Raw genomic sequence first — 8781 nt, 5'->3', positions numbered from 1 at the left:
GGGGTGGACATGACGGTGACGCCGCCGGCGAGGGCCATGGTGCATTCGCCGTTGCGTAGGGCGTTGGCGGCGAGGTGGAGGGCGACGAGGGAGGATGAGCAGGCGGTGTCGATGGTGACGGCGGGGCCTTCGAGTCCGAAGGTGTAGGAGATGCGGCCGGAGGCGATGCTGGCGGCGCTGCCGTTGCCGAGGTGGCCGGCGACTTCTTGGGGTGGGGTGGTGAAGCGGGCGGCGTAGTCGTTGTACATGACGCCGGTGAAGACGCCGGTGCGGGTGCCGCGCAGGGACGTCGGGTCGATGCCGCCGTGTTCGAAGGTTTCCCAGGCGGTTTCCAGGAGCAGTCGTTGCTGGGGGTCCATGGCGAGTGCCTCGCGGGGGGAGATCCCGAACAGGGCGGCGTCGAAGTCGGCGGCGTTGTGCAGGAATCCGCCTTCGCGGGTGGCCGACCCGCCGGGGCGTGCCGGATCGAGGCCCGCCAGGTCCCACCCACGATCCTGCGGGAAGCCGGTCACAGCGTCAGCACCGGAGGCAACCAGGTTCCAGAGCGATTCCGGGGAGTCCACCCCGCCGGGGAAGCGGCACGCCATCGCCACGACCGCGATCGGCTCGCGGTTGCGGCTCTCCACCTCTGACAGACGCTCCCGCGCCTGCTGCAGATCAGCGGTGACCCGCTTGAGATAGCCGAAGAGCTTTTCCTCCTGCGCCATCGCGCACCACCCCTATTTTTCGTACGAACGGTAACTGGAACTGCGTTAGAGGTTGCGATCGATGAAGTCCATCAATTCCTCTGGCGTGGTGGCCTCGGTGAGATCGGCGGTGTGCTGCCCGTTCTCATGGCCGCGCCGCTTCCATTCGGAGAGCAGGTGTTCGAGCCGTTCGGCGACGTGCTCACGGTCGGTCTCCTCTCCTGCCGCGGCGAGCAACGCCTCAAGGCGGTCCAACTCGGCCGGCAGCGTGTCGGCCGCACCGGGCAACTCGCCGTCCAGGAAAGCGGCCAGGGCCTCCGATGACGGGTGGTCGAACGCGACGGTCGCCGGGAGTTCGACCCCGGTGAGCGCGGTGAGCCGGTTGCGCAACTCGACCGCGGTGAGCGAGTCGAACCCCAGATCGGTGAAGCTGCGACGAGCGTCGACCGACGCGGCCGAGGCATGGCCGAGGGTGGCCGCGACCTCGGAGCGCACCGCATCGACCAGCACGCGCACGCGTGCCTCGCCGGCGAGGCCGCCGACTCGCTCCCGCAGCGACTCCGCCGTGCGCCGGTCCCTTTGCGGCTCCGGGGCACCGACGAACCCGCGCAGCACGGCGGGCAGTTCGGTCAGGGCGGAGCGCAGCGCGCCGCGGTCGAGGAGCAGCGGGACGACCAGCGCGTCCGGCGACGCCAGCGCCGCGTCGAACATCGCAAGCCCTTGGGCCTCCCGGATCGCCACGACACCGGAACGGCTCAGCCGGCTCACGTCGGTCTCGCCGAGCTTGCCCGCCATGCCGTCCGCGACGTCCCACAGGCCCCACGCCAGGGACACCCCGGCCAGCCCCTGCGCCTGCCGGATCTCGGCCAGCGCGTCCAGGAACCCGTTGGCCGCGGCGTAGTTCGCCTGACCCGCCGAACCCAGGACGCCGGCGGCCGAGGAGAACAGCACGAACGCGGACAGGTCCATCGCGCGCGTCAGCTCGTGGAGGTGCCAGGCGCCGGCCGCCTTCGGCCCGAAGACGGTCCGCAGTCGTTCCGCGGACTGCCGCGGGAGGGTCGCGTCGTCCACCGTCCCCGCGCAGTGCACGACCGCGGACAGCGGCCACTGCGCGGGTATGGCCGCCAGCACCTCGGCCAGCGCACGGCGATCGGTCACATCACAGGCGGCGAACTCCACCTCGGCACCGAGTCCACGCAGCTGAGCGGCCAGGGCATCGGAGCCGGGCGCCGCCTCGCCGCGCCGGGTGACCAGCACCAGCCGCCGGACACCGCGCGTCTCGACCAGGTGCCGGGCGATCCTGCTGCCGAGGGCACCACTCGCCCCGGTCAACAGGACGGTGCCCGGGCGCCAGGGTGCGTCCGCGTCCGCCGGTGCCCCGCGGACGAGGCGTGGCACGAAGGTGCCCTCGGGGCGCAGCGCGATCTGCGGTTCACCCGAGGCCACCGCGGCGGCCAGCGGGCCGTCCCCGTCGACCAGCACTACCCGGCCCGGGTACTCGACCTGGGCCGAGCGCACCAGCCCCCACACTGCGGCGGCGGGCAGGCGGCGTCCGGGGTCCTCGCTGGTGAGGCCGTCGGTCACCACGACCAGGCGGGAACGCGCATCGTCCTGCTGGGCGAACCAGTCCTGCACGGACCCGAGCGCGGCTTCGGCCGTCACGCGGGCGGCCTCGGCGACGTCCATCGAGGAGGACTGCCGGGCGACGATCCGCACCACGTCGGTGTCAGCGGGGAGTTCGGCCACCGCGGCCAGCGCCACAGGTTGCCAGTCGACGCGCAGGGACGAAGTCCGTCCCGGCTGCCCCGCCACCTCGGGAACCGGCCGTCCGACCAGTGACGAGATGGAAGCGACGAGAGCACCGGACGGATCGGCGAGGTCCAGCGCGACCTCGTCGGAGCCGCGGCGGACCAGGCGGACGAGCAGCCGGGCACCCGAGTGACCGTGCAGCGTGACTCCGGACCAGGAGAACGGCAGGTTCGCGTGCTCGCGGTCCGGGTCGACCGCGGTGGCGTGCAGGGCGGCGTCGAACAGCGCCGGGTGCACGGCGAAATCGCCGGCGTCGCCGTCCAACCGGACCTCGGCATACAGTTCGTCGCCGCGCCGCCACACGGCCTGCAGGCCGCGGAACGTCGGACCGTAGCCGATCCCGGCCTCCTCCATCCGGTCGTAGAAACCGCTGATGTCCTCCGCCACGGCGTCCGCGGGCGGCCAGTGCACCGGTTCCTCCCCGCGAGCACCGGACTCGGACTCCAGGGCGCCCGCGCAGTGCCTCGTCCACGGGGAGCCGTCCTCGGCGTCCTCCGGACGTGCGTACACCGCGACCGCGCGACGCCCCTCCACCGGCTCTTCAACCTCGACCCGCACCTGAACACCGCCTGCCGCGGCGATCAACAACGGTGCGTCCATGGTCAGTTCGGCCAGCCGGGGGTGGCCACTGCGCCGCCCCGCGTGCAGGACCAGGTCCAGGAAGGCGGTGCCGGGGAACACCACCGCGCCGTGCACGGTGTGGTCGGCGAGCCACGGCAGCGAGGCCAGAGCCACCCGGCCCGTGAACAGCATCCGGCCGGACGATGGGATGGTGATCGATGCCCTCAGAATCGGGTGATCAGCGCTGTCCAGACCTGCCGCACCGAGATCGACCACAGCGGACGGCCGATTGTCGAGCCAGTAGCGGGTGTGTTGGAAGGGGTAGGTGGGGAGGGGGGTGCGTTGTGCGCCGGTGTTGGTGAAGTAGTGGTCCCAGTGGGGGTTTGCGCCGTGGGCGGTGAGGTGGGCGAGGGCGGTGGTGAGGGTGTGGGTTTCGGGTTGGTCTTTTCGGAGGCTGGGGGTGGTGTTGGTGGGGAGGTGGGGGGTGAGGGAGGCGCTGGGGCCGATTTCGAGGTAGGTGTCGGCTTGGGTGTGGGTGATGGCGTCGGCGAAGCGGACGGTGTGGCGGGCGTGGCGGATCCAGTGTTCGGGGTCGGTGTGGTCGATGGGTTGGCCGGTGAGGGTGGAGATGAGGGGGATGGTGGGTGGGGCGAGGGTCAGCTGGCTGATGACGGCGCGGAGTTCGTCGAGGATCGGTTCCATGAGGGGGGAGTGGAAGGCGTGGGAGACGCGGAGCCAGGTGGTGCGGTGTCCGTGGAGTTTGTCGACGATGTTGGTGAGGGTGGTGTGGTCGCCGGATAGGACGAGGGAGGTGGGGCTGTTGATGGCGGCGATGCCGACGTGGTGTTCGTGACCGTGGAGGAGAGGGCGGATGTCGTCTTCGGTGGTGGTGATGGCGACCATGGCGCCGCCTTGGGGTAGGGCTTGCATGAGGCGGGCGCGGTGGGTGATGAGGGTGGCGGCGTCGGTGAGGGTGAGGATGCCGGTGATGTGGGCGGCGGCTATTTCGCCGATGGAGTGGCCGGTGACGACGTCGGGGGTGATGCCCCAGTGTTCCCAGAGGCGGTAGAGGGCGATCTGGAGGGCGAAGAGGGCGGGTTGGGTGTACTGGGTCTGGTTGAGGAGGTCGGGGTCGTCGCCGAAGACGATGTCGCGTAGTGGGTGGGGCAGTTCGATCGCCGCGCACACCGCGTCGAAGGCGTCGGCGTAGACGGGGTAGGTGTCGTAGAGCTCGCGGCCCATGCCGAGGCGTTGGCTGCCCTGGCCGGAGAACACCATGGCCAGGGTTCCCTTGTCACCCCGGCCGGTGATGACGTCGGGAGTGGTGCGGCCGTCGGCGAAGGCCTGCAGTGCCTGGCGGCGGGCCTGCGGATCACGGCTGACCACGACGGCTCGCTCGGTGAGCAGGGCCCGGCTGGTGGCGAGTGAGTAGCCGGTGTCGAGGGCACCGGCCTCGTCCACCGCGTGCTCGGCGAGCCGGCCCGCGGAGGACCGCAGTGCCTGCTCGTCCCGCGCCGAGAAGACCCACGGGACCACGGGCAGACCGGTGCCCGCACGCTCGTCCGGCACATCGGCGACGGGCGGTTGTTCGAGGATGACGTGGGCGTTGGTGCCGCTGACGCCGAAGGAGGAGACACCTGCGCGGCGGGGGCGGTCGTGGGCCGGCCAGGGTTGCTGTTCGGTGAGCAGCGAGACGGTGCCCGCGGTCCAGTCGACGTGCGGGGTGGGCTCGTCGACGTGCAGGGTGCGCGGGAGGATCCCGTGCTGCATGGCGAGGATCATCTTGATGATGCCGGCGGCGCCGGCGGCGGCCTGGGTGTGGCCGATGTTGGACTTCACCGAGCCGAGCCAGAGCGGCTGTTCGCGGTCCTGTCCGTAGGTGGCCAGCACCGCTTGGGCTTCGATGGGGTCGCCGAGGCGGGTGCCGGTGCCGTGGGCTTCGACGGCGTCCACCTCCGAGGGCCGCAGCCCCGCGTTGGCGAGGGCCTGGCGGATCACCCGTTGCTGGGACGGGCCGTTGGGGGCGGTGAGGCCGTTGGAGGCGCCGTCCTGGTTGACGGCCGAGCCGCGCAGCACCGCGAGGACCGGGTGGCCCAGGCGCCGGGCATCCGAGAGCCGCTCCAGGACGAGCAGGCCGACACCCTCGCCCCAGCCGGTCCCGTCCGCGCCGGCGGAGAACGGCTTGCACCGCCCGTCGGGTGCCAGCCCGCGCTGCCGGCTGAACTCCACGAACGGGGCGGGCGTCGCCATGACGGTGACGCCGCCCGCCAGAGCCATGGTGCACTCGCCGTTGCGCAGCGCGTTGGCGGCCAGGTGGAGGGCGACCAGCGAGGACGAGCACGCGGTGTCGATCGTGACGGCGGGACCCTCCAACCCGAAGGAGTAGGCGACCCGCCCGGACGCCACGCTTCCCGCACTGCCGTTGATCACGTACCCCTCGACCTCGGCGGGTACGTCGGTCAGGCGCGCACCGTAGTCGTGGTACATCACACCGGCGAACACCCCGGTCCGGCTGCCGCGCATCGACGTCGGGTCGATCCCCGCGCGCTCGAACGCCTCCCACGAGGCTTCCAGCAGCAGCCGCTGCTGCGGATCCATCGCCAGGGCCTCGCGCGGGGAGATCCCGAACAGGTCCGCGTCGAAGTCGGCGGCGTCCGGCAGGAACGCGCCCTCGGTGGAGATCACCGAGCCCGGCCTGTGGCCCGTCGGGTCGTACAAGGCCTCCGGGGACCAACCGCGGTCGGACGGCATGGCCGTCACCGCATCGCCGGCGGTGGAGAGCAGGTCCCACAACGCTTCCGGTGAACTGCTGCCGCCGGCGAAGCGGCAGCTCATCGAGACGATGACCACCGGGTCGTCGGAAGGAGGGACGACCGGAGCAGCCGAGGAGGGCTCCTGCGCCCGCCGCCCGTACAGCGCCTCCTCGAGATACCCGGCCAGCGCCGCCGGATTCGGGTGGTCGAACACGATCGTGGCGGGCAGCCGTAGACCGGTCGCGTGGTTGAGCTGGTTGCGAAGGTCGACGGCGGCGAGTGAGTCGAAGCCGAGGTCACGGAACGCCCGGTCGTGCGGAACCCGGTCGGTCGAGCCCTGCCCGAGGACCGCGGCCGCTCTGGTGCGCACCAGATCGAGCAGGACGCCGGCCCGGCGATCGGCGGGAACGTCCGCCAACGGCCGGGTGTCGTCCCCGGGCAGGTGGGCCGCCGTGCGGCGCACCGGCACGTGGATCAGGTCACGCAGCATCGGCGGAACCGGTCCACCCAGCGCGGCCAGCGCCGCGGAGTCCACCCGTATCGGGACGACGGTCGCCGGGCAGCCGTCGCGCCAGGCGAGGTCGAACGATACGAGCGCGGACTCGGTCGTCATGGGGGCGATGCCCAGCGCTGACAGCCTGCGGACGTCCGTGTCCGTCAACGTGCCGGTCAGAGCGCTGCGTTCGGCCCACAGCCCCCAGGCCAGCGAGACCGCGGCCAGACCCTGGTCCCGCCGGTGGTGGGCGAGCGCGTCCAGGAAGGCGTTGGCGGCGGAGTAGGCGGCCTGTCCGGCCGAACCGAGCACGCCGGCGGCCGAGGAGAACAGGATGAAACGGGCCACCTCGTGCTGACGCGTCAGCTCGTGCAGGTGCATCGCCGCATCGATCTTCGGACGCAGCACGTGGGCGACCTGGTCCCGGGTGAGGGACGTGAGCACACCGTCGGCGAGCACCCCGGCGGCGTGGATCACCGCCGTCACCGGGTGGCGCGCCCGCGCCTCGTCGAACACCCGGGCCAGCGCGTCGCGGTCGGCGGCGTCGCACGCGACGATCTCCGCGTGCGCACCGGCCGCCCGGAGTTCGGCGATCAGGTCCGCCGCACCCTCCGCGTCCGGCCCCTTCCGGCTGAGCAGCAGCAGGTGCCGCACACCGTGGGTGGCGACCAGATGCCGGGCCACCTGGCGGCCGAGCGTTCCCGTACCGCCGGTGATCAGCACGGTGCCGTCGGAGGCACCGGGCGTCGCGGCGGTACCGGTGGAGACCGTGCGGACCAACGTGGGGAGCAGCGGGCTTCCGCGGCGAATCGCGAGCTGCGGCTCCCCGCTCGCGACGGTGATCGGCAGGACCTGCTCGGAGGGTTCGGTGCCGTCGATGTCGGCGAGCACGAACCGGCCCGGATGCTCCGTCTGCGCCGACCGCACCATGCCCCACACCGTGGCGAGCCGGGCGTCGACGCGGTCGTCGGGCAATGCTCGCACGGCCCGGTCCGTGACGAACACCAGCTGGGATTCCTCGAACGCGGGCTCGGCGAGCCACGTCTGGAGCAGCTGCAGCGTCAGCACCGCCGCGGCGTGCGCGGTCTCCGCCGAGGGTTCGTCGTCCCCCGCGTGTTCCCGGTCCAGCCGCGCGAAGACCAGCGAGGGGGGCGCGGTGTCGTCGTCGGCGGCCAGCAGGGACAGCTCGGCCGCGTCGCGCACGTCGACGTGCGTGATGATGTCCGCGGGCACCACGGACGCCGTGGTGAACTCGTTCCACTCCACGCGCAGCGGGCCGCCGTCGCCGGCACCGAGCCGGGAGATCTCGGCGAGATCCACCTGCCGCAGCATGAGCGCCCCGGCTTCCGCGATCAGCACGCCGGCGGGGTCGAGGAGCGACAGCCGGGCTTTGGTCGGGCTCACGGCGTGCAGGCGCACGCGTGCCGCGGTGGCGCCCGAGGAGTACACGGTGAAGTCCCGCCACTCCCAGGGCAGCACGGACGGCGCCTCCGTGCGGGAGGAAGCGGCGAACAGCACGGTCTGCGCGGCCGCGTCGAGCAGACCCGGGTGCAGCGTGAACCGCCGTGCGGCCGCGCGCTGTTCCTCGGGCAGCGCGATCTCGGCGAACACCTCGTCGCCACGGTGCCACAGTGCGCGCAGCCCCTGGAACGCCGGGCCGTAGGCATATCCCCGCGCGGCCAGGTTCCGGTACCCGGACTCGACGGGCACGGGGGTGGCGTCCGCCGGCGGCCACGCCACGGAGGACGGGACGGCCGCCGCAGCCGATCGCGACAGGGTGCCGCTCGCGTGCAGCGTCCACGCGTCGCCCTGGAGCGCGTCCTCCGGGCGCGCGTACACGGCGATCGCATGGCGTCCGTCCCGGGGCGGGGAAACCTGCACCCGCACCTGGACACCGCCGTGCTCGGGCACCACCAGCGGCGTCGTGAGGGTCAGCTCCTCGACGAGGTCGCAGCCGACCTCGTCACCGGCCCGCACCGCCATCTCCAGCACCGCCGTTCCCGGCAGCAGCACCACCCCGGCGATGGAGTGATCGGCCAGCCAGGGCTGCCGGTCGAGCGCGATCCGCCCCGTGAACAGCGTCTCCCGGCCATCAGGATGGTCGATCCGCGCCGACAGCAACGGATGGTCGAGCGCCGTCTGCCCGGCCGCCGCGAGGTCCGCGGCGCCGGTGCCCTGGTTCTCCATCCAGTAGCGCGTGCGCTGGAAGGGGTAGGTGGGCAGGGGAACCCGCCGCGCGCCCGGGTACTGCGCGGCCCAGTCGACGGGCAGGCCGCACACCCAGGCCTGCGCCACGGACGTGAGCAGCCGGGCGAGCGTGCCGTCGTTGCGGCGCAGGGTCCCGATCACCGCGATGGCGTCGGAGGCCTCCGTCAGGGGAGCCGTGAGTACGGGGTGGGCGCTGGGTTCGATGAAGGTGGTGTGGTGGGTGGTGATGAGGGTTTGGGCGGTGGGGTGGAAGAGGACGGGGTTGCGGAGG

General features: G+C 72.4%; 2 protein-coding genes. Both read right to left on the bottom strand.

The window, feature by feature from the left end; all coding sequences use genetic code 11:
- A partial coding sequence (locus P3T27_RS40680; RefSeq protein WP_280686417.1) for a beta-ketoacyl synthase N-terminal-like domain-containing protein occupies nt 1–707 on the bottom strand: 707 nt, incomplete at its 3' end.
- A 45-nt stretch (nt 708–752) separates the two neighbouring features.
- On the bottom strand, nt 753–8651 hold the full coding sequence (locus P3T27_RS40675; protein ID WP_280686416.1) for a type I polyketide synthase: 7899 nt from the start codon (nt 8649–8651) through the stop codon (nt 753–755).
- Nucleotides 8652–8781: the final 130 nt, after the last annotated feature.

Origin of the sequence: Kitasatospora sp. MAA19 (genome assembly GCF_029894125.1) — a bacterium.
Classification (GTDB): Bacteria; Actinomycetota; Actinomycetes; order Streptomycetales; family Streptomycetaceae; genus Kitasatospora.
Note: the sequence above shows the minus strand (reverse complement) of the source record. Positions and strands in the feature narration are given on the sequence as shown.